Origin of the sequence: Mongoliibacter ruber (genome assembly GCF_003003005.1) — a bacterium.
GTDB classification, from domain to species: Bacteria; Bacteroidota; Bacteroidia; order Cytophagales; family Cyclobacteriaceae; genus Mongoliibacter; species Mongoliibacter ruber.
This window is the reverse complement of the sequence record NZ_PVTR01000002.1, coordinates 95,755-115,343: the sequence shown is the minus strand read 5'-3', so window position 1 is coordinate 115,343 and position 19,589 is coordinate 95,755. Positions and strand designations below refer to the sequence as shown.

General features: G+C 39.8%; 13 protein-coding genes. 6 read left to right on the top strand and 7 right to left on the bottom strand.

Annotated elements, in window-relative coordinates; genetic code table 11:
* Positions 1 to 141: 141 nt before the first annotated feature.
* Entirely contained in the window at positions 142 to 1,575 is a 1,434-nt protein-coding gene (locus CLW00_RS03795; protein ID WP_106132665.1) for an aldehyde dehydrogenase family protein, read from the bottom strand.
* Positions 1,576 to 2,011: 436 nt separating this feature from the next.
* On the opposite strand from CLW00_RS03795, the gene CLW00_RS03790 reads away from it, so the two are divergent.
* Both CLW00_RS03790 and CLW00_RS03785 read left to right on the top strand, forming a co-directional pair.
* A complete protein-coding gene (locus CLW00_RS03790; protein WP_106132330.1) occupies positions 2,012 to 4,033 on the top strand; it encodes a T9SS type B sorting domain-containing protein in 2,022 nt (673 codons plus the stop codon).
* 12 nt (positions 4,034 to 4,045) lie between these two features.
* Entirely contained in the window at positions 4,046 to 5,014 is a 969-nt protein-coding gene (locus tag CLW00_RS03785) for a PorP/SprF family type IX secretion system membrane protein (protein ID WP_106132329.1), read from the top strand.
* Between the two features lie 129 nt (positions 5,015 to 5,143).
* On the opposite strand, the gene CLW00_RS03780 is transcribed toward CLW00_RS03785, so the two are convergent.
* A complete protein-coding gene (locus tag CLW00_RS03780; protein ID WP_106132328.1) occupies positions 5,144 to 6,424 on the bottom strand; it encodes a peptidoglycan DD-metalloendopeptidase family protein in 1,281 nt (426 codons plus the stop codon).
* Between the two features lie 314 nt (positions 6,425 to 6,738).
* On the opposite strand from CLW00_RS03780, the gene aspS reads away from it, so the two are divergent.
* The 4 genes from aspS (at position 6,739) to CLW00_RS03760 (ending at position 14,342) form a co-directional block, all read left to right on the top strand.
* Positions 6,739 to 8,496, top strand: a complete 1,758-nt coding sequence (gene aspS, locus CLW00_RS03775; protein WP_106132327.1) for an aspartate--tRNA ligase — start codon at positions 6,739 to 6,741, stop codon at positions 8,494 to 8,496.
* Between the two features lie 280 nt (positions 8,497 to 8,776).
* Positions 8,777 to 11,632 carry a carboxypeptidase-like regulatory domain-containing protein gene (locus tag CLW00_RS03770; RefSeq protein WP_106132326.1) on the top strand — a complete coding sequence of 952 codons (2,856 nt, stop codon included), beginning with the start codon at positions 8,777 to 8,779 and terminating at the stop codon, positions 11,630 to 11,632.
* Between the two features lie 342 nt (positions 11,633 to 11,974).
* Entirely contained in the window at positions 11,975 to 13,060 is a 1,086-nt protein-coding gene (locus CLW00_RS03765; protein WP_106132325.1) for an aminotransferase class I/II-fold pyridoxal phosphate-dependent enzyme, read from the top strand.
* A gap of 19 nt (positions 13,061 to 13,079) precedes the next feature.
* Positions 13,080 to 14,342: a serine hydrolase gene (locus tag CLW00_RS03760; RefSeq protein WP_106132324.1), complete on the top strand. Its 1,263-nt coding sequence runs from the start codon at positions 13,080 to 13,082 to the stop codon at positions 14,340 to 14,342.
* A 60-nt stretch (positions 14,343 to 14,402) separates the two neighbouring features.
* On the opposite strand, the gene CLW00_RS03755 is transcribed toward CLW00_RS03760, so the two are convergent.
* The 5 genes from CLW00_RS03755 to CLW00_RS03735 all read right to left on the bottom strand — a co-directional run bounded on the left by CLW00_RS03755 (position 14,403) and on the right by CLW00_RS03735 (position 19,584).
* Positions 14,403 to 15,143 carry a 1-(5-phosphoribosyl)-5-[(5-phosphoribosylamino)methylideneamino]imidazole-4-carboxamide isomerase gene (locus CLW00_RS03755; RefSeq protein ID WP_106132323.1) on the bottom strand — a complete coding sequence of 247 codons (741 nt, stop codon included), beginning with the start codon at positions 15,141 to 15,143 and terminating at the stop codon, positions 14,403 to 14,405.
* A 177-nt stretch (positions 15,144 to 15,320) separates the two neighbouring features.
* A complete protein-coding gene (locus CLW00_RS03750) occupies positions 15,321 to 16,355 on the bottom strand; it encodes a WD40/YVTN/BNR-like repeat-containing protein (RefSeq protein ID WP_106132322.1) in 1,035 nt (344 codons plus the stop codon).
* The gene (locus CLW00_RS03745; protein ID WP_106132321.1) at positions 16,352 to 17,272 is read right to left on the bottom strand and encodes a hydroxypyruvate isomerase family protein; all 921 of its coding nucleotides are present in this window, start codon (positions 17,270 to 17,272) and stop codon (positions 16,352 to 16,354) included. Before CLW00_RS03745 ends, CLW00_RS03750 begins: the two co-directional genes overlap by 4 nt.
* A 2-nt stretch (positions 17,273 to 17,274) precedes the next feature.
* The gene (locus CLW00_RS03740; RefSeq protein WP_106132320.1) at positions 17,275 to 18,594 is read right to left on the bottom strand and encodes a Gfo/Idh/MocA family protein; all 1,320 of its coding nucleotides are present in this window, start codon (positions 18,592 to 18,594) and stop codon (positions 17,275 to 17,277) included.
* Between the two features lie 18 nt (positions 18,595 to 18,612).
* Positions 18,613 to 19,584, bottom strand: coding sequence for a formylglycine-generating enzyme family protein (locus tag CLW00_RS03735; protein ID WP_106132319.1), 972 nt, complete (start codon positions 19,582 to 19,584; stop codon positions 18,613 to 18,615).
* Between the last annotated feature and the right edge of the window lie 5 nt (positions 19,585 to 19,589).

Sequence of the window (19,589 nt, the reverse complement as noted above, 5' to 3'; positions counted from 1 at the left end):
GATGGCAGGTATAAAAAAAAGAATAAAAATGCAGGATTTCTTCAAGACCATTAGGGAAAGGATGAAAGTTGAAAAATCTGATGGAATACCATATTTCAACTATTCATACCTGTTTTTGTTTATCATTTACGCTTTTTTAAGTTAAAACCATTTCAGTAAACTGTCAATAATTTTTTTGCCAGCAAAGCCATAGGGAGGATAAAGGGGCTTTGTAGCGGTCAGACCGATCCTTTGATGTAGTACCGCTTTTTCATTGCTGAAAGCCAAAAATCCATAGTGCCCGTGAGCTTTGCCTATCCCTGAATTGTTGACTCCTCCAAACGGAAGTTCATTTTGGAGAAAATGGAGTACACAGTCATTAGCCACAGCTCCGCCCGATGAGGTTTCTTTAAAAATTCTCTTGATGTTATCATTGTCTTTAGAGAAAACATAAAGAGCCAAAGGTTTAGGTTTGAGATTGATGTAATGAATGGCTTCTTCAAGATCTCCAAAGGTGATGAGGGGAAGAATGGGTCCAAATATTTCCTCTTGCATTACCTCCATTTCTTCAGAAAGATCAGTAAGGATGGTAGGTTCGAAAAAATTTTCTTCCTCATTTACATAGCCACCATAGAATTTATTTGCACCTTTTAGCTCAGCATCTGCCAGTAGGTTTTTAAGTCTTTTGAGGTGCTTGCCGTTGACTATTCTAGCATAGTCTTTACTTTTTTCAACTCCTTTTCTGGAGGAATCATACATTTTTTCAATCTGGCTTTTAAGCTCTTTCAGGAATTCATCTTTGATCGTGTGGTGGACCATGATGTAATCCGGTGCAATGCAGGTTTGTCCACAGTTTACAAATTTGCCCCAGATAACTTTGCCAGCGGCATCCTTGAGGTCAGCATTTGCATCAATAATTGCAGGTGACTTTCCGCCCAACTCCAATGTCACGGAACTCAGATTTTCAGCGGCTGCTTTCATGATGATCTTTCCGACTGCTGGACTGCCTGTAAAAAAAATATGGTCAAAAGGCTTGGCCAAAAGCATTTGAGCCACTTCTATTTCCCCTTCAAACAAAGCCACTTGACTCTTGTCAAAGGTTTCTTCAACCAATCGTCTCAACAAAGCCGAATTGTGAGGTGTGAGTTCTGAGGGTTTGATGATGGCGGTACAACCAGCCGCAATAGCCGAAACCAATGGGCCTAAGGCCAAATTGAATGGGTAATTCCAAGGGGCAATAATCAAACTTGTACCCTTAGGTTCATGGTGGATGTAAGATTTTGTACCCAACATAGGCATGGGAGTGGATACTTTTTGAGGCTTGACCCAGCTGTCTATGTGCTTGATGGCATGCTTGATTTCAGAAGTGACCACAAAAATCTCAGAGACATCTATTTCAGGATAAGGTTTTTTGAAATCCGCATGTATGGCCTTTTGTATATCCGAATGGTTGTTTTTGATCCAAGCAAGTAGTTTTTCCAGAAGTACTTTCCTTTCCTGCACCGGTTGGGTTCTGTTTTGAATAGATTGTTTTTTCTGGAGCAAAAAAGTGTGGTCAATTTCTGATTGAATATTTTCTAAGGTTATAGTTTCCATATTTGTAAAATTTTTATGATAATTGAATATACCCATAAAAAACAAAAAGGGAATGATTGTTTTGATTGGATTAAACTAAAACCTTTGATTGGCGTTTTATATACATCACCCACTAATTAAAACTATGTATTGGAGTTTGGAAAGGATTATTCCCAAAGGGATTTTGGGGAATAATCAAAAAATGAGAGTCATTAAAGAATACATTAAGAATCTCAAAACAGAAAAACAAATTAAAAAGCAAGGAGGCTGAGGCCTCCTTTTTTTGTGCTTTTTCCTCAGAAATACTTTTTAGCATAAATAAAATGCATTTTATCAGTAATTTATTACTGAATATATTTTTTATGAAGAGCAAATAATTGTATGTTTACAGCAATTAAAACAGTATAAAGATTTAATCACCCCATTCAATCTCCTCGTACTACTCTTTAAATCAAGCATGAAGCGTTTCTATAGCCTTTTTCAGCCATATTTTTCAGCACACATTGTTGCGGTGCAGGCGGTTTTGGCTGGCTTTAAGGTCCTATCATTTTTCTTTTTGTTTCTAATATCCCCTTCTGTCTTCGCATTCAATCTGCATGGCAATAGCTTCAAGGGAGAACTGATGTTTCCAAGTCAAGAAACAAATCAAGCTTTGTGTATTGATCAAGGTGATATATCAGGTGTAATTGTCAATCAACAAAGCGGGAAACCGATAAGTGGGGTTCCTGTCGTATTGAGTTCTGTTGGTGAAAATGATGTTCCAAAATTGATCACTGTTACTGGTGCAGATGGTCGTTACTTTTTTGAAGGCCTAAATTTTGGCAAATATTTGATTCAGGTTCAGGACGCAAATTTGAATGTGGTAAGAGGATTGTTTGCTTCAGAGACATCAGAGGTGCAGGTTAATCTCGAGGAATGTGCAGTGGATGTTTCTGACTTTGTTTATGGCAGCAATAATCCCCTTTTTCTTTCAGGGAGAGTCTGGTATGATGCCAATGGAAATGGTGTTCAAGACGAATGGTTTGATGCTAATGATGACGGAAGAGTCACTCTAAATGATCTGTCCAATGGCGCTGTAGAGATAAATAAATGGGAATGGTTTGACTTGAACGGGGATGGCAGATACGACGGACCTGAGAACTATGGCGAGTTGAATATTGCAGGTTTTGGCAATACTCAATCTTCAAATATCAAGGTAAAGAGTGCCGAAGGGCCATCTTATGAAGCCATGATTGACCTTACGGGATATTGGAGCAAGACTTTTGATCACAATACCGCTTTTGGTAATTATTCAGCTAGCTTGGAAATGGATAGTTTCCTCAATGAGGCGGCCAAAAACGTGGGTGAAACCGGTTTGATTAAAACACTTCCTAACCTGAGAATTGAAGATTTCAATAACATTAGAATGGATATTCAATGTGGGCTTACTACCTCTGATTTGCTGGAAAGAGAATTATCAAGAAGTGTAGGACATCATTCAGATATTCTATTTGGTGTCAGGTGTCGGGAAGAATTGGTGGAAATCATTGCCAATGATGATGAAATAGGAGAGCATTTTTCAAGTACTCTGGAACCACTTGGAAACATTTTAGACAATGATGTCATCAAAGGAAATCCTGTTGACCCAGAAAAGGTTGAAGTCGAATTTACAGAGTTGGATGGCTTGATTGGTTTGAATATCAATGAAAAAGGTGAGTTGATCTTATTGATTCCAGGTATCAATCCTCCCGGAACCTATCAATTGGAATATGTGCTGAGGGAAAATGGATTCCCGGATACTTTTGACAAAGCTACTGTGACTGTTACTTTGCTTGCAGACAATGTAGATCTGGCAATAGAAAAAACGTCCAATGATGTGGAAATTTTTGAAGGGGACGAGTTTGAGTATACCATCACAGTTACCAATCTTGGCGGAACCAATGCCAGCAACGTAGAAATCATAGACTTTTTTAATTCAGGGCTTACATATATCAACACAACCTTCATTGCCACTGACGAAAGTGTAAAACTTGATACCACAGTAGAGGGAAACAAAATCGTTTATACCGTTCCTGAATTGCCTGCAGGCGTCATTTTGACCTTGACTGTTCTGGTACAGGCAGATGCAATTTCCGGCCAAAACCCACTAACGATTTCCAATCAGGCAACAGTGAGTTCAGCTGAGGAAGATTTGGATATGAGTAACAACACCGCCGCTGATTTTAATGTGGTGAACCCTTTCTTTATTCCAAATGTGATCACTCCCAATGGAGACAATAAAAATGATGCATTTGAAATCAGGGGAATCAGCAAATTCACGGCTAACAACATACTCATTTATAACCGCTACGGAGATCATGTGTATGAAAGAGCCAATTACGATAACAATTGGGACGCACCCAATCAGGTAGCGGGTACTTATTACTATATTTTTCAAGGGGAAGATGCAGGAGGTAAGACGCATGAGTTCAAGGGCTGGGTGCAGGTGATAAAAGATTAAGACCTAATAGAAATGAAAAATGTATTGAAAACATATGGATGGATTGTAGTCATGGTGTTCTCCGTGACAATTGTTTCGGGACAGCAGCTTCCACAATTCAGTCAATATATTTTCAATGGCTTGCATATCAATCCAGGATATGCTGGATACAAAGGTCAAGGGTATATCCAAAGTACTTACCGCGATCAATGGGTCAACTTGCCTGGCGCACCCAGAACTTTTACCGTTACAGCTGACCTAAGTGCGAAAGAGGGGCTGATGGGATTTGGAGTTTCAATATTATCAGATCAGATTGGACCGACTACTACTTCGACAGGTTTGCTCACTTATGCATACAGGATTCAGACGGGAAAAGAGAGTTTTCTTTCCTTAGGGGTAAGTGCAGGTGCCAGTCAATATGTACTTGATGGGAATTGGGAATACAACGATCCAAATGACCCGAGTATCCCTGAGGGAAGGTTAAGTACTTTTACCCCAAATATGAATGCCGGACTTTTTTTCAACACCAGTAAGTTTTATGCTGGCTTCAGTGCTTTTAATATGGTGGGAAAAAAGGCCTTAGAACGAGAGGATATCGCCCTTGCATTTCATGACTTTCACTTTTACCTCACAGCTGGCATGATGGTTCCATTGGGAGATAATGTCACCTTCAAACCGAGTTTCCTCATCCGTGAATTACAAGGCGCACCCACAAGCTACGATATCAATTCTATGTTTTTGTTTATGGAAAGACTTTGGCTGGGGGCTTCTTACCGGTCTAATTTGAGATTGGGCGTTGATAATTTTGAGGGAAATCTGCACAATAGGACTTCTGCGGCAATGCTTGCGGAAATTTTTGCAACTCAGAATCTTCGAATCGGATACGCGTATGACCACAACCTGAATGCCCTGGAAACTTATCAAAATTCTTCACATGAGATTTCAATAGGTTACTATCTGAATTCAAAATCTTCAAGGATTTCAAATTCCAGGTGGTTTTAAAGAATAAATTTTCAAGGAAAAAGAGGTAGAATTTTGCTTGAGCGATTACTTTTTGGCCGATTTACTCATTTAAAATCAAATCCTATCCAAAACAAAAAAACCTCCAAGTGAGGAGGTTTCTTATTCTAATTATTTTTCCGCGAGTAGTGGTTCTCTTTTATCGGTAATTTCTATTGCAGTGATTTGCTTGATTTTTTCAAACTTGACTCTTTCAAAAGCCTCTCTGTTTGCTTGGGAAATAGGGTCAGATGGAGGAAGTTTTTCTGCAAGCCAATCTACTTGTTTGCCATTTTTCCAGAATCGGAAGCAAAGATGAGGACCGGTAGCCAATCCCGTGCTACCCACAAATCCAATTACTTGACCTTGTTTTACCCTGGTGCCTGGCTTCATGCCTGATGCAATTTTGGACATGTGAAGGTATTGTGTGGTGTAAGTGTCATTGTGTTTGATTTTGACATAATTTCCATTGGCACTTGTGAATCGCGCCTCTACTACTGTGCCATCTCCCACGGTTCTGATTTCAGTTCCTGTCGCGGCTGCGTAATCAGTTCCCAAATGCGGCTTGTACCTTTTCTGTACCGGGTGAAATCTTTTCAGGTTATATTTTGAGCTTATTCTTGTGTATTTTACTGGATCTCTTAAAAATGACTTTTTGAAACTGTGACCTTCTTGGTCAAAGAAATTTACTTCACCATTCTGTTCAAAGGGTATGGCGTGGTACTCCTGTCCTTTATGTTGGAAATATGCTGCTTCGATATCCGTGACACCTACTACATTGCCTTCGACCACTTTTTCTTTGTAAGCAACTTTAAAAACATCACCTTTTTGAAGACCTTGAAAATTGACATACCAGCCAAAGAGATCCGCAAACTGGTCAATCATGTCATTTGTAATGCCCAATTCACCCATATTGGAAGAAAGATTGTTGGAAATGATGCCTCCTTTTTCTACATGGCGTAATTCTACAGGTTTCTCTTCTTTATAAATTTCCAATTCATCAAGTTTAAAAACTACATATTCTGATGGGTTGGGCTCGTAAATAAAAAATTGGGCTTGGGAGGAGTCTTCCGGAGTAAGTATGGTGAATTTTTTGTTGAAAGCTATTTTTCTGACATCAAATATATCCTTGGATTTTTTGGCTATCTGATCGATGATTTCATAAGGGACATTGAAAGGGCTGAGGATGGAGGACAGGGTTTGATTTTTTCCGACGACTCCTTCTGTAATCTGCAAACCATTGATGCTGATGCCGTAAAGCAGGTTTTCCTCTTCGATTATTGCTACCTCTTCTTCAATTATAAGTTCTTCGGCTACCAATTCTTTTGCTTTTGAAGTCCTATTTTCTACTATGAAATAACCTCCGATTAAGGCGAACACCAAGGCGCTGATGCCTATCCACTTTTTTACCATTATTGCTTTTGAAATTTTAGTTTTGGGCTGATTACTTCAAAGAAATTTAAATTCCGGTCAAATTGCAAACATTGTGGAATGTATCTTTGAATTTTAACATTTGTCCACACTTTTTTCTAACGCCTATTTTGATGTTTTATGATTGCTGTTTGGTGGATTTTTTCAATAAAATCGAAAAATTCATAGGCCATATTGATAAAATGAGCTGTTTTTTTGCTGATTATTGAAGTTTCAAGCCATTCTTTTAATGCTACTTAGCAATCTCTGCAAGGTTTGTTTATCTTTGTCCACTTTAAAAAATACCAAGCCAAATCATGCAAAGAACTCATACTTGCGGACAGTTAAGATTAGAAAATATCAATGAAAAAGTAACTTTGGCCGGTTGGGTTCAAAGGGTAAGAAATAAAGGTGGACTGGTCTGGGTTGACCTTAGGGACAGATATGGTGTCACCCAATTGATTTTTGAAGAAGGATCTACAGCGCCGGAACTTTTAGAAAAAGCGGTTTCCTTGGGAAGGGAGTTTGTGGTACAGACCTCAGGGATTGTGATCGAACGTACCTCTAAAAATGATAAAATCCCTACTGGACACATCGAGGTCAAAGTATCGGATCTTGAGATACTCAACGTAGCCAAAGTTCCTCCTTTTATTATAGAAGATGAAACTGATGGAGGTGATGAATTGAGGATGAAGTACCGCTACCTTGATTTGAGAAGAAATGTAGTCAGAGAAAAACTGCAACTCCGTCATAGGATGATGCAGGAAACCAGAAAATACATGGATGCTCAGGATTTTATTGAGGTAGAAACACCCGTGTTGATTAAATCTACTCCTGAAGGTGCCAGAGATTTTGTCGTACCGTCTCGTGTCAATCCAGGTGAGTTTTACGCTTTGCCTCAGTCTCCTCAGACATTCAAGCAGTTGTTGATGGTTAGTGGTTTTGACCGCTATTTTCAAATTGTAAAGTGCTTCAGAGATGAAGACTTAAGAGCTGACAGACAGCCTGAGTTTACACAAATTGACTGCGAAATGTCATTTGTGGACCAAGAAGATATATTGAACACATTTGAAGGTTTGGTAAGACATCTCTTCACAAATGTTAAGGGTATTGAACTCGAAGAAGTCAAAAGAATGACTTTTGCTGACGCTATGAAATATTATGGTAATGACAAACCGGATTTGAGGTTTGACATGAAGTTTTCAGAGTTGAATGAATTGACCCAAAACAAGGGTTTTGCTATTTTTGATCAAGCAGAATTAGTCCTTGGTATTTGTGCAAAAGGAGCTGCAGAGTACACCAGAAAGCAGTTAGATGAATTGACCAATTGGGTGAAAAGGCCTCAAATCGGAGCCAAGGGTTTGGTGTATGTCAAATGCAATGCTGATGGTACTTTCAAGTCTTCGGTGGATAAGTTTTACAACCAAGATGACCTTAAGGCATGGGCAGATACAATGGGTGCTGAACCTGGCGATCTTCTATTGGTTTTGAGTGGTGACGAAAAGAGCACCAGAAAGCAAATGTCTGAATTGAGGTTGAAAATGGGTGAAGACCTGGGATTGAGAGATAGAAATGTCTTCAAACCACTTTGGGTGGTTGATTTTCCATTGTTGGAGTGGGATGAGGAAACACAAAGGTATCATGCCATGCACCATCCATTTACCTCACCCAAAACAGAGGACATCCCATTGTTGGAATCAGATCCAGGTGCAGTTAGAGCAAATGCATACGATCTAGTCATCAATGGAGTAGAGATCGGTGGTGGTTCTATTAGGATTCATGATAGGCCTACCCAACAGTTGATGTTCAAGCATCTTGGGTTTTCTGATGAAGAAGCACAAAAGCAGTTTGGCTTCCTGATGGAGGCTTTTGAATATGGAGCACCTCCTCATGGAGGGATTGCATTTGGGTTTGATAGGTTCTGTGCAATTTTTGGAGGCTCTGATTCTATCAGAGATTACATTGCTTTCCCTAAAAATAATTCTGGAAGGGATGTGATGATAGATTCTCCAAGTACCATCGCTGAGGATCAATTGAAAGAGTTGTCTATTAAAGTCAATTTGAAAGACTCATAGATTTTAATTGATATGAGGATATTGGTTGATATTCGAATCACCTATTCCTTTAGGCGAAATACCTCTAAGTACAGTTGATTTAGGTATTGAGTCTACTTGAGCAAATTAGTTTTGAAGCCGATAGCGTGTTTATCTCTATCGGCTTTTTTTATGTCTATCTTTTGTTAAAAGGGGTTTTTGACCTTTTAGACCCTGAAAATTCCCACTTAAAACTTAGCTGAATTTCAATTAAACTTTTTGTAGCCAATGATGGTCTAAGACTCGATTTAACTAAGCTTATATGCGTTCAAATTTACTTACTTGGATTTTTCTTATTTCTATGATTTTTGTCTCATGGGAGGCATCGGCTCAGCGTGGTGACTTGATCTTAAAAGGCAAGGTTATAGAATCCGGTACCAATGAACCGATGATTGGGGCCAATGTTTTACTGAAAACAGTAACGGATTCACTATTGACTTCTACCGTAACGGGAGCAAGTGGAACTTTCGAAATCAGACGTGCTGACATTCCTGATGTTAAATTGGAAATCATTTATCTAGGCTATCAGAAAATAGTCAGAAACCATAATATCAGTGAAAGAATGGATCTGGGCACCATGGTATTGGTGGAAGACAGCAAGTTGCTTGGAGAAGTGGTGATAGAGGGACAGATTCCTGTGGGGGAAGTAAAAGGTGATACTACCTCATTTAATGCCAATGCATTCAGGACAAGAGAGAATGCCGATGCAGAGGATTTGGTCAGGAAGATTCCAGGGGTAACGATACAAAATGGAGAAATTCAAGCAAAAGGGGAACAGGTTCAGAAGGTCTTGGTAGATGGCAGGGAGTTTTTTGGGAGTGATCCATTTTTGGCTCTTCGAAACTTACCAGCTGATGTGATAGATAGGGTGGAGATTCTAGACCAAAGGTCAGATCAATCCAGGTTGACTGGTTTTGATGACGGGAACTATGCCCGGACTATCAATATTGTGACTAGGCCTGACAAACGCAGTGGTCAGTTTGGAAGGCTGTATGCTGGGGGAGGATCAGACAATAGGTATGCCGCTGGGGGAAATTTCAATCTTTTCAAAGGTGATAAAAGGATCTCCATCATAGGTTTGTTCAACAATATCAACCAGCAAAATTTCTCATCACAAGATCTCGTCGGGGTCACCGGGGGCCAAGGAGGAGGCCAAGGTGGACGTGGAGGCGGTGGTGGAAGACCAGGAGGCGGTGGCAACAACAATTTCTTGGTCGGTCAAGATCAGGGAATTATCACTACCAATAGTCTAGGCCTCAACTACAGTGATAAAATTGGCGGTAAAATGAATCTGACTACATCATATTTTTTCAATTCTACCAACAATAATGTATTCAGACTGACAAATAGGGAATTGATACTTTCAGAAGAAAATAGACAATTCTATGATGAGACCTTGATCAATACTGTTCGCAATAATAACCATCGGGTCAACAGTAGAATTGAATATGATATTGATGAAAAAAATGCCATCATCATGACTCCTTCTCTGAATTTTCAAAATAACAGGACATTTTTAGATCGTGACGGGATAAACTTCTCAGGTATAAGGGATCCGCTTAGCAGTACCCGTACCATATCTGATGCTGAGACAGAAGGCTACAATATCTCCAATAATTTCGTGTACAGGTACAAGTTTGACAAACCTGGAAGGACTGTATCCACTACTGTGTTTACCGCTTGGAATAAGAGAGATCAATTGTCTGAACTGATTGCCGCAAACAGGGATTTTATCAGAGATATAAGGGATACCCTGGACCAAGAAACAATTGGTTTATCCGATGGCTTCAACTATAGGGCAACTGTACAATTGACGGAGCCAGTAAATGAAAAATCACTTCTGACCTTGTCCTACCAAATTGGAAACAACAAAACTACCGCTGATCAGCAAACTTTTGCTTTGGTTCCTGAATTGGGTATGATGGTTTTGGATACCGCTTTGAGTAACGTATTTGACAATAGATTTATCGTCCAAAGGCCAAGTGCAGGATATAGCTACAACTATAAAAATTGGAATGTAAATGCCAATCTTGATTACCAATATGCGGTCCAGGACAATGAGAGTTTTTTCCCAAGGGAACAGACTTTTAATAGGTCTTTCAGCAACCTTCTTCCTGGCATGAATGCCTCTTATAGGAACAGAGAAAAAGGGACCTCATTTAGGATGAGGTATAGAACGAATACACAGGAACCTGCAGTCAATCAGCTTCAGAATGTAATCAACAATCAGAATCAATTGCAGCTTTCTGTTGGAAATCCAGATTTAGGTCAAGCTTATAGCCATACAGTGTTTACGAATTTTTCCAAAATCAATCTTGAGAAATCAAGGACATTCTTCTCCTTCCTTTTCTTGTCTGTGACAGACAATTTTATCGGGAATAGCACTTTTGTAGCCCAAACAGATACCCTTATCAACGGAGAGGTATTGTTGAGGCCAGGAGCTCAGATAAGTAGGCCCGAAAATTTATCCGGGCAATTTAGGTCTCGTTTATTTGTGACTTATGGTACACCTATCAAAAAGCTAAAGTCCCAATTCAATCTTAATTCCAGTGTATCCATGAACAGAACTCCTGGATTTATCAACGGGCAGAAAAACTTCAATGACAACTTGGACCTGAGCCAAGGACTTACTTTGACTAGCAATATCAGTAAGGATTTGGATTTTACTTTGTCTACAACAGGGACATATACAATTGTAAACAGTAGTTTACAGTCTAACCTCAGCAACAATTTCTATATACAAAATTCAAATATCAGGTTTTACTATAGCCCTAATAATGGTAAGTTGTTTGTATCAAATGTGGTCAACAATGCCCTTTATAGGGGACTTTCCGCAGAATTAGATCAGTCTGTTTGGCTATGGAATATAGAAGCGGGATATAGATTTTTGAAGGACAACAAAGGCGAATTTAAGTTGAGTATTTTTGATTTACTGAATCAAAACAACGCCATTGGGAGAACTGTCAATGACGTGACCATTGAGGATACATTTACTCGGGTTTTGACCAGATATGGGCTTGTTTCATTTACTTATATCATCGGGAATTTCAAACAACAAGAAAGCACTCAGAGACCTCAGGGGGGAAGACCTTGGGGTGGAGGAGGAAGAACTTGGTAAGAAACTTAGCACAGTGGGAATTGGCAAGATTTAACAATTGCTAATGAGGCTCTATGAGGCCAGTTTATGTTGGTTTGAAATTACAGGTTAATGCTATTACTTAGATTCTTCTGGTATGAAAGCTGTTATCATAATACTTTTGGAAGTAGGAAGCAAAACACTAAACGACAGTTATTTAAGGTGGTTTATTCTAAAAAGTGTAGATTACTGCTAAAAAAATGGATTAAATACAGGCATGATGAGATTTTATCTAGAGATTCTTTGGAAATTTGAAAATGAATGGATTAATTGAAGAGTACAAATAGTTATATTTGTATCAAGCTATCACCCAACATCTTCCAAATGAGTTTATTTCACATCCAAACCAAAATCGGTCGCCATATACTAAGGGACAATAAAGAGTATCTGTATTTCAGTGGCACCGATTATTTGGGAATGGCAGCGATAAAGGAGTATGAAGATCTTGTGATCAGAGGTATCAGAAATCTAGGTCTAAATCATGGGCTCAGTAGAATCAATAATGTTCGACTCAATATTTTCGAACAGTTTGAAAATTATTTTGCTGAAAAAGCGGGAGCTGAGAAAGCCTTGGTTTGGAGTAGCGGATATTTGGCTGGATATGCCACGGTCAATTATTTATTGGATCACACGGATTACATTTTTATTGCACCGGACACACATCCTGCAATTCTTCCTGAGGAACTCAGTCCAGACCCAAATCAGAACTTTGAAGAATGGAAAGAGCACGTCAAAGAAATGTGCGAAACGCTCAAAGCACAGCGGATTTTGATTTTGGCAAATGCAGTAGACCCGCTTAAGCCCGCTATCCATGACTTTAGCTGGATGGGTTACTTGCCTAGGAAGCACCAATACACATTTCTTGTAGATGATAGCCATGCATTCGGTGTGATGGGAGATGATATTTATGGGACTTACAACAGGTGGAAATATCTGCCTGTCGAGTTATTGGTTTCGGGCTCATTGGGAAAAGCACTCGGAATGCCAGCTGGAATCACCTTGGGGCCTGTACAGCCACTTATTGGGATTTTGAACAGGAAAATTTTCAGATCTGCATCTCCTCCACCTCAGGCATATCTTTGGGCGTTCTTGCAGGCACAGGACTTATATAAAGAGCAATTTCTAAGATTACAAAAAAATAAAACCTACTTTAACTCGGTAATTAACAAAATTTCCGGCTTTGAGAAGGATTTGGGCTTCCCCGTTTATTCTTTCAAAAACAGGAAATGGGTCAGCCAATTAGAGGATGAAGGTGTAATAATCAGTTCTTTTCCATATCCGGAGCCAACAGACCCCTGGATCAACAGAGTCGTTCTTTCTGCCCATCATGAACAGGAAGACTTGGAAAAACTTTATAAGATTCTGGAAAAAATTCAAGGGCAGGTTTTTGAATCCAGTGTTTTGACTTGATAAAAATTAAACATCCTATATGAAGATTTTGAAAGGCTTTACAATCCGATTTTTTATTTTTTTTGTCCTTCTGTCAAGTTGTAAACAAGAAGAATATGATCCATTTCAAAATATCCCAAAAGATTATCCAATCTTGAAGGAGGTATTGGGCAATGCCTCAAAATACCAAGTTCAAATACTATATACTCAAATAAACAGAGATGTAAACAATCAACCTGTTTTTGAAACATTTGAGTTTAACCTGAACGATCAGACATATTTTTATCCAGCCTCTACAGTCAAACTTCCAGTTGCGGTATTGGCTTTGGAGTGGTTGGGTGAGCAGAATGTAAGAGGCCTTTCTAAGGAAAGTATGATGGTAACTGATTCCGTCAGGACTTCCCAAATCCCAGCATTTACAGACAGTACAGCTGCTAATCTGATGCCCAGTGTAGCTCACTACATCAAAAAAATCCTTTTAGTGAGCGACAATGATGCCTATAACAGGCTCTATGAGTTGCTTGGACAGGATTATATCAATGAAAAACTGGAAGGGAAAGGGCTAAAAAATACAGTTATCAACCACCGGCTGAGCATACCGATGAGTCCTGAAGAGAATCGGCATTTTAATCCGATCAGATTTTTTGATTTTGATGGACAAGAGATTTTGGAAATTCCTGCCAGAGAAACCGAAACTGTGTTTTCGGTTAGTGGCAAACCGGATATCGGTAAAAGTTTTATGGATGGGGGAAAATTAGTAGAGCAACCGATGGACTTTACTTTTAAAAACAAGTATTCTCTTTCGGACTTTCATGGTACAGTGATGAGGCTTTTGTTTCCGGAAAAATTCCAATCATCTGAAAGGTTTGACCTCTCGGAGGAAGATAGACAGTTTGTTTTAAAATATATGTCAATGCTTCCAGGGGAGAGTGATTTTCCCAAGTATGAATTACCAGAGTATTACGACAGCTATTCTAAATTTTTCAAATTCGGTACAGGAAAGGAGCCAATCCCTGCACAGTTCAGAATATTCAATAAGACAGGCATGGCCTATGGACACTTATTAGACGGGGCTTATTTTGTTGACTTCGAAAATGGCGTGGAGTTTTTTGTGACAGCTGTAATCTATGTGAATGAAAACGAAACGCTCAATGACAACCAATACGAATTTGACGAAGTGGCTTTTCCTTTCTACTCCGAGTTGGGTGAATACCTTTACCAAATTGAGTTAAAGAGGGAAAAAGAAAGGAAGCCCGATTTGAATGCATTGAGGATAGAGTATGATGCAAAAATTTTAGAATAGTTTCATAAATTACCCTTACTCAAAAATAGTAAAAGCCAGCTCTTAGAACTGGCTTTTTTGCTATTGGCCATGTTCGGCCATAAATTTGTCTAGGTCTTTGAGGGTGACAATCCCTTCGAAAAATGCCCGGCCAAAAACTACTGAGGTTACTCCATTGTCTTTCAATTGCTTGAAGTCTTCTATATTCCTCACGCCACCACTTGCAGCCAGTCGAATTGATGGAAATTTTTCGACGATTTTCTTGTATAGTTCCAGGTTAGGGCCTTCCATTACTCCGTCTCTGGTGACATCGGAGCACTTTAGGTACTTGAGTCCTCTTTCATAGAAGAATTCGATATGGTCAAACAGGTCTATTTCCGTTTTTTTCAGCCAGCCTCGCACTTTGATTTTATTATCAGCAGGATTGGTATCTGCAGCCATAAAGATTTTTTCCCTTCCATAAGACATGATCCATTGTGAAAAACGCTCTGGATACGTGGCTGCAACGGATGCTGCTGTAACTGCATAAGCACCATTTTCAAATGCCTTTAACACATCACCATCTGTAGATATTCCTCCAGTAAAATCTACTTTGAGGTTGGTATATCCAGCGATAAGTTCCAGGATGTGGTAGTTTTTTGGTTCGCCTCTTCTCGCTCCATCAAGATCCACTAAGTGAAGCCAACGAATACCATGATCTTCAAAAGCTTGGGCAATTTCGACAGGATTGTTGGAAATCACCTCCTGAGTGGCGAAATCACCTCTCTTAAGGCGAACACATTTCCCGTCAATGAGCCATATGGATGGAATGATATCAAACATTTCCTTTAGATTTTTTTGGTGTTGAGTAAGACAATTAAGATGACAATATAACTAAAATAATAAATGTGCCATTGTCCGAATAATAAATATAATATAAGATGGGTGCATTTGGTAATGCTAGTGTGAATACTTTAAAAAAATCATGAATTCATTTTTAGGGGGCAATCTGTTTTGCTGTCAATAATCCAGTTTGGCAATCCTGCCCTTGCTACCAGAAGCCCAAATACTGCTTTGTGCTTTGTCACGAAAAATAGCGTGAAAACCTTCTTCTGAAAATTTCTCCCAATTTATGCCTCCATCTCTCGAATAATCTGAACCACTCGGGCCCACTGAAATCAGCCAATGATGTAGTGGAAAATAGCTTATACCAGAACGATAGCCCTTGGGTAAATTTCCTTCAATCAATTCCCAACTCATGCCTCCATCTGTTGAGATAATGGCATTTTTTTCTGCAAAATCTGATTTTAAATAATCACCTCCTACCGCAATTAAAACCTGATCACTCACTTTTGTAAAAGAAAATATACCCTGAGATGGCTCTCCCTGTAAAATGGGGGTAGAAATTATTTTCCAATGCATGCCATCATCGTCAGAGAAGAAAATATCGCTGCTCAGCCCTCCTGAAGCAAACCAAATCCTGTTATTATCCCTCATGACCGTTGATCCACTTGCTGCAAAAGATCCAGCGCCTTCTTTAGCTTTCGGAGATCTTTCACTTACCTTCCAAGTCTCTCCTAGGTCGTCTGTAGTCAGGATTTTCCAATAATTGTCAACAGGGTCACCCAAGACAATTCCCTTTTTACGTTGAAAATACATGCCATCAAAAAAATCTTTATCAGATCCCTCGAATTTTTTCTCCCAAGTCTTGCCTCCGTCTAAAGTTTTGAAAATTAATGCTGGCTGGCCTGATGACATGGCGATAGCTGTCGACGCATCAATTCCTTCAATATCTCTAAAATCCACTGAATCCAAACCATTGATGACGCCTGAATCCCAATTGATACCTCCATCCAAGGTTCTCAACCAAGTGCCATTGGAACCACTTGCCCAAACAATATTTTCTGTAATTGGAGACAACCCTCTAAGAGAGGCGTCCACTTGGGTGTCTAAAATTATCCAGCCTTTTGGTTTTTCTACAGTTTTGATTCTTCTGTTTTCTTCACAGGAAAACAAGAGTAATAAAACAAATGACCAAAAGACTGGATTTTTCATGATTTAAAACTGTCTGCTTTTCGATATGCTTCAATAAGTGCTTTTTCTCCATCTATTCCAGGAAGGGCGTTTCCATGCTCCATACCCAGTATCCCTTCAAAACCCTTGGAATCGATGTATTCAAACACCTTAAGGTAATTGATTTCTCCGGTTCCAGGTTCTTTTCTACCAGGATTGTCCCCAATTTGTATGTATGCTATTTCGTTCCAGCATTTTTCCATATTAGAAATCAAGTTACCTTCATTCTTCTGCATGTGGTATACGTCATAGAGGATTTTGCATGAAGGACTTCCTACAGCTTTGCAAATAGCATATGACTGATCGGAATACCTGAGGAAAAGTTCCGGAGTATCACTCAGAGGTTCCAAAACCATGGTCAAGCCATGTGGTTCAAATACCTCTGCACCCCGTTTCAATGCTTCAATTACATTACCTGTCTGAATTCCCATGGGTAGATTTCTTTCAAAAAAACCCGGTACCACAGTAGCCCATTTAGCATTTACTCTTTTGGCAGCCTCTACAGAATCACGGCAAGTTTTGACAAAGGTGTCTACGAATTCTTTTTTACCCGTGGTCAGGGAGACTTTCCAATTGTCTCCTCCATCCACTACAAAGACACCCATTCTCATGCCTAACTTTTCCAAGTTTTCACCAATCTTATTCTGCACATCTATCGGCCGCCCTAAAAGACCATTGTCTTCCAGTGAGCGAAATCCTTGGTCAGCCATAAACTTCAGCTGATCTATCAAGTCTTCTCCTGCATGTCCTTTAAACATCCCGAAATGAGGAGCATAGTCCAAATTAAAGGTGTTTGAAGGTTTGTTAACTTTAGCAAAGGCTGAAACGGAAGCGCCTCCTGCTATAGATGCTATTGCCCCACTCAAACTTAAATTTTTGATGAAGTTTCTTCTTCTCATGATCAAAACACTTTAGTTTTTCCAGGAATTGCATGTGGGTAGTAGCCATCTTCATTTGGAAGTACTCTTGGCATGGCATCCCAAGCCAATGTTTCTGGCATCAGATCAACTTCTGAATTGATAGCCTCATCCCAAGTGACTACTTTACCTGAGTATGTCGCATACCTGCCCATAATTGAGGTCATGGTACTATGAGCTGCATTTTCTGCATCAGCAAACTTGTACTCGCCTTCTACTATTGCTGCCCAAAGTTCATCATGCTCTACTTGGTATGGGTTCCTGTTGTTTTGTCTGTCATGGTTGTAGAGCTCTTTGCCTGAGCGGTCAGTTAGAATCCCATGGTTGCCAGCACTCAAATATACAGAGCCATTTGTTCCCTGAAAGGTTTCATCGACCCGATTGGCTGCACCGGGAAAATGCCGGCATTCGCTAAAAATAACAGTTCCATCATCATAGGTGAAAGTAACTGAATGGTGATCAAAAATCTCTCCATGGTCTTTTCCTCTTCTTACTTGACGTCCTCCTGTACCATATGCTTTCACAGGATGGCCTTTTTTGACCCAGTTGGCTACATCTATGTTGTGAACATGCTGCTCCGTGATGTGGTCTCCACAAAGCCAGTTGAAATAATACCAATTCCTCATTTGGTATTCCATTTCAGTCTGACCAGGTTGCCGGGCATTGACCCATACTCCCCCGTCATTCCAGTATACCTGTCCACCTACTATATCTCCAATTTGACCATCATGAATACGCTTGATGGTTTCACGGTAATTGTCTTGGTAGTGTCTTTGAAGCCCCACGACTACATTGAGTTTTTTCTTTTTGGCCTCTTCGGCGGCAGCGAGTACTCTCCTGATGCCAGCGGCATCTGTTGCTACGGGTTTTTCCATAAAAATCTGTTTCCCCTGTTTGACAGATTCTTCAAAATGATCAGGTCTGAATCCCGGAGGTGCTGCAAGGATTACTACATCGGCGAGTTTGATGGCTTCTTTATATGCATCAAAACCCACAAATTTTCTCTCTTCGGGCACATCTACTTTGTCAGCTCCATATTTATCCAAAATAGGTTCGTAGCTTTTGTCAATTCTGTCTCGGAAAGCGTCCGCCATAGCTACAAGTTTGATATTATGGCCAGTTTCAAATGCTTGAAAAACGGCGCCAGTACCTCTTCCTCCACATCCAATGACAGCAAGTTTGATTTCATCTGTGCCTGAAGCATAGGCTCCAGGGATATTCCAAGGTTGGAGGATGAGACCTCCTGTGACCAAGGCGGAGGTTTTGATGAAATCCCTCCTTCGGTTTGAGTTTTGGTTATTCATGGGTTTTAGTGTTTATAGTTAATAATCTGCGATAGGTTCTTTGTTGTAATAAGCCCAGATCTCTGCCTCAGATGGTGTTTCTAGAGGCCTTACCACTCTTATTCCAAGGAATGGTGCTTCTGGAAACCACCACTGGCTTTTCGGGATCTGCGGATCTATTCTTTTCCATTCAGGAGTGGAAGCAAATCTTTTTGCGGTCCTTAAATCGTCAGCGGGACTATCATAGTGACCACCCCTGATGACTGAGGGATATAATTTTTGGTTTGGGACTTTCGGGTCTTTGTTTTTCACCCTGTTTGCATAGGCATCTGCAAGGTATTGATCAGAGGTCCACTCCATTACGTTCCCTAATATATCATATAATCCCCAAGGATTTGGTTTTTTTTGTCCGACTTTATGAGTGGATTGGTTACTATTTTTCGCAAACCAAGCGTATTCTTCCAACTGACCTTCATCATTTCCAAAGAAATATTTATCATTGCTGCCAGCCCTAGCGGCATATTCCCATTCTGCTTCAGTGGGAAGTCGGTAAAACACGCCTGTTTTTAAATAAAGCCATTTACAAAATTGAATGGCTCCATATTGAGTCATTCCAATTGCTGGCATTTGTTCTTTTCCCATGCCGAAAGTCATGTCCAAATAAGGAATACTTGGTCTTGTGAGTCCATCTACACCCTCAGGAAGCGGCTTGTCTGCGATAGATTCCTCATAATCCTTATCTAAGAAAAGTTCGAAAATATCCCAGGTAATTTCATGGGCTCCCATCCAAAAAGGAGAAATTTCTACTTCATGAACAGGTCTTTCATCTTCATTTAAAGTGCTGCCTAATTTGAATTTGCCACCAGGGATCGGTACTAATTCAAAAGAAGTGCTCGTATCAGGGATTTTTTGGGTGTAGGGTGAAAAGTCAATAAATTTACCTGACACCAAAGCAATAGTTCCAAGCGATAGTACCAGTGTATATAAATAAATGCTTTTTTTGATTACCATTTTTA

Excerpts from the sequence above, each read along its gene's own strand:
- CLW00_RS03795 (WP_106132665.1), bottom strand. The coding sequence starts at position 1,575 with ATGGAAACTATAACCTTAGAAAATATTCAATCAGAAATTGACCACACT.
- CLW00_RS03790 (WP_106132330.1), top strand. The coding sequence starts at position 2,012 with ATGAAGCGTTTCTATAGCCTTTTTCAGCCATATTTTTCAGCACACATT.
- CLW00_RS03785 (WP_106132329.1), top strand. The coding sequence starts at position 4,046 with ATGAAAAATGTATTGAAAACATATGGATGGATTGTAGTCATGGTGTTC.
- CLW00_RS03780 (WP_106132328.1), bottom strand. The coding sequence starts at position 6,424 with ATGGTAAAAAAGTGGATAGGCATCAGCGCCTTGGTGTTCGCCTTAATC.
- aspS (WP_106132327.1), top strand. The coding sequence starts at position 6,739 with ATGCAAAGAACTCATACTTGCGGACAGTTAAGATTAGAAAATATCAAT.
- CLW00_RS03770 (WP_106132326.1), top strand. The coding sequence starts at position 8,777 with ATGCGTTCAAATTTACTTACTTGGATTTTTCTTATTTCTATGATTTTT.
- CLW00_RS03765 (WP_106132325.1), top strand. The coding sequence starts at position 11,975 with ATGAGTTTATTTCACATCCAAACCAAAATCGGTCGCCATATACTAAGG.
- CLW00_RS03760 (WP_106132324.1), top strand. The coding sequence starts at position 13,080 with ATGAAGATTTTGAAAGGCTTTACAATCCGATTTTTTATTTTTTTTGTC.
- CLW00_RS03755 (WP_106132323.1), bottom strand. The coding sequence starts at position 15,143 with ATGTTTGATATCATTCCATCCATATGGCTCATTGACGGGAAATGTGTT.
- CLW00_RS03750 (WP_106132322.1), bottom strand. The coding sequence starts at position 16,355 with ATGAAAAATCCAGTCTTTTGGTCATTTGTTTTATTACTCTTGTTTTCC.
- CLW00_RS03745 (WP_106132321.1), bottom strand. The coding sequence starts at position 17,272 with ATGAGAAGAAGAAACTTCATCAAAAATTTAAGTTTGAGTGGGGCAATA.
- CLW00_RS03740 (WP_106132320.1), bottom strand. The coding sequence starts at position 18,594 with ATGAATAACCAAAACTCAAACCGAAGGAGGGATTTCATCAAAACCTCC.
- CLW00_RS03735 (WP_106132319.1), bottom strand. The coding sequence starts at position 19,584 with ATGGTAATCAAAAAAAGCATTTATTTATATACACTGGTACTATCGCTT.